Here is a 2,595-nt window from a genome sequence, read left to right on the forward strand (position 1 = left end):
TCTCCTCGCCGTCGGCGGGTTCGTCGGAGCGTGTGCGTTCGCCTGCGTCGGCCTGGTCATGTGCGTCATCGGCACGAACGGGGCGCTCGGATTCGGGCGAATCGCTGTCGTGGGAATGTGTCAAAACAACCTCAAATGTGTCGGGTCGCGCGCCCGTCGCGAGCGCGTCAGAAAAATCCGGCCGTTGGTGATAAATAGCCGAATGAAGGTTTCGTACAAACGAGCTAGCCGTTTTACGGCTAGCCGTTACGGCTGGCGATCAACGGCGTCAGGCCCTGCGCGCAGCCCGGTCGTCCGGTGCGTCGAGTTCGTCGGTTTCGTTTGCTTCGTCAGGCGCTTTCGCCGCGCCTGCACTGTCCGATACGCCTTGAACGGACGTAACGTCGATTTCATTTACTGCGGGCGATGCATCTTCCTGCCCCGCGGGCGATGCGTTCGTTTGCACGTCAGCAGGCGCATCGTTGCGCGAATCCAGAATCGCAGCCTCTTCAGCGTGGACCACCGCGTCAGAACCGGGTTCCTCAACTGGCGGCAGTTCGACCGCGGCAACCGGCACAGCATCCGATGCTCCCGGCTCGCCGTCGGCATCGGCATCGGCATCGGCGGCATTGGCCTCAGGCTTGCTCGCTGACTCCGGTCGCACGCCTTGCGCGAGCGCAGCGACAATGGCAGCCGCCGGGTCGTCGCCAGGAAAATCGATTGCATGCTGCGCGAGCAGCGATGCTTCCAGTTGCGCCGACGGGTTATCGAGCGCGGGAAGTTCGTCGAGCGCGCTCAAACCGAGATCATCCAGGAACTGCTTGGTGGTTGCATAGAGCGCGGGCCTGCCCGGCACATCGCGGTGGCCGATCACCTCTATCCAGCCGCGATCCTCGAGTTGCTTCACCACCTGCGTGTTCACGGTCACACCGCGAATTTCTTCGATATCGCCGCGCGTGACCGGCTGCCGGTAACCGATGATCGCCAGCGTTTCGAGAACCGCGCGCGAATACTTGGGCGGCTTCTCGGGGTGCAGCCGATCGAGATATGACCGCATTGCGGGCTTGCTCTGAAACCGCCATCCGGACGCGAGAGCCACGAGTTCCACACCGCGCCCCGACCAGTCCTGCTTGAGGGTGTCGAGCAAGGTGCGAACCGTATCCGCCGAGATATCGTCGGCGAAGAGCTTGCGCAACTCGGCGAGTTTCAGCGGCTCCTGCGCGCAGATCAAGGCTGTCTCGAGGACGATCTTCGCCTCTTGGGTATTCATGCAGCTAGATAGGACCCTGTATGGTCTATGAACCGGTCAAGTCAGGCCGAAACGAAGGACGCCGATTACTCGAACCATTCGCAACGCTCAGACTGGACAATCGTGGACGAGGATACTGACGACGCGCTCGCCCGATTTATGATCGGTCATATTGATTGGGAGCACGCACCGGGGGGAGGCACAACACGGGATCAGATCCTGATCGCCGAGCTTATCCCAGCCGGACGAAGTAGCACTTTCCAAGGCGGAAGCGCGTGACTGCACGCATATTACGCAAAAAAAAACGGTGCGTAAAGGTGAAACATCGCGCCGCGTCCGGCCTCACGTCTGCAAGCTTTACAGGCTCGGCCTGCGGCCTGCTTTGCCGCCATGCCGGTACGGCGCGCCGAACGGCCGTTTTCGGGCGGTCGTGCTTCCCCAGGCAAGGTTGAGCCGCTCCAGCCCCGCGCCTGCGGCCGGCTCACACTGTGGACCGCGTTTCCATGAAGCTGCGCAAGCGCGCGACGCCGGCATCCAGACGCGCGGTGTCGCAGGCATAGCACCAGCGCACGTATCCCTCGCCCTCCGGACCGAAAGCACTGCCTGGCGCCAAGCCGAGTCCGCTCTCACGCACCAGGGTCTTGCAAAGCTCGAGGCTGTGATCTGCCCCTGGAAGCTTGAAGAACAGATACATGGACCCCAGCGGCGCACGAACATCGACGCCGGGAATGGCCTGCAGCGCCGTCACCAGATAGTCGCGGCTGGCACGCAGGTCTGCGACCACGGATTGCGTAAACTGCTCGCCATCCCGTACGGCTGCGATTCCGGCTAACTGCACGAAAGACGGCGCGCACGACGTGTTGTATTCAACGAGCTTGCCCAGATCCTCCATCACGCTTTCGGGCGCGACGATCCAGCCAAGCCGCCAGCCGGTCATCAACCACGCCTTCGAGAATGAATTCACCGCGATCACGCGTTCGTCGCGGGAGGCGAGGTCGAGAAACGAGGGCGCGACGGTTGCGTCATTGCCATAATAGAGGCGTTCGTAGACTTCATCTGCGATCAGCCAGATGCCGTTCTGGCGGCATCGGTCCAGCACTGCTTGCTGCTGTTCACGCGTCATCACCCAGCCCGTCGGGTTGTTCGGCGAGTTGATCATCAGCATGCGTGTATCGGGCGTCAGGGCCGCCAGCAAACGATCCAGGTCCAGCACCCAGCCATCTTCCCCATACGTCAGCGACCCTTGCGGAAGAAATTGCGCACGGCATGTTCTGCCTGCTGCGGCATGTACACCTTGCCGTCACGCAGCCGCTCCAGCAGCTCTTCGGGCGGAAGGTCCACGAGCGTCACTTCGTCGGCCTGATCCA

General features: G+C 62.3%; 3 pseudogenes. All 3 read right to left on the reverse strand.

Annotation, left to right across the window (positions count from 1 at the left end):
• Positions 1–271: 271 nt before the first annotated feature.
• Positions 272–1,249 (reverse strand): annotated as a pseudogene (gene scpB, locus ACRXB1_RS34295) (SMC-Scp complex subunit ScpB); the annotation flags it as partial.
• A gap of 460 nt (positions 1,250–1,709) precedes the next feature.
• Positions 1,710–2,468, reverse strand: a pseudogene (locus ACRXB1_RS34300) (aminotransferase class I/II-fold pyridoxal phosphate-dependent enzyme); the annotation flags it as partial.
• Positions 2,468–2,595, reverse strand: a pseudogene (locus ACRXB1_RS34305) (sensor histidine kinase KdpD); the annotation flags it as partial. The pseudogenes ACRXB1_RS34300 and ACRXB1_RS34305, both read right to left, overlap by 1 nt.

Source organism: Caballeronia sp. M23-90 (assembly GCF_053574605.1).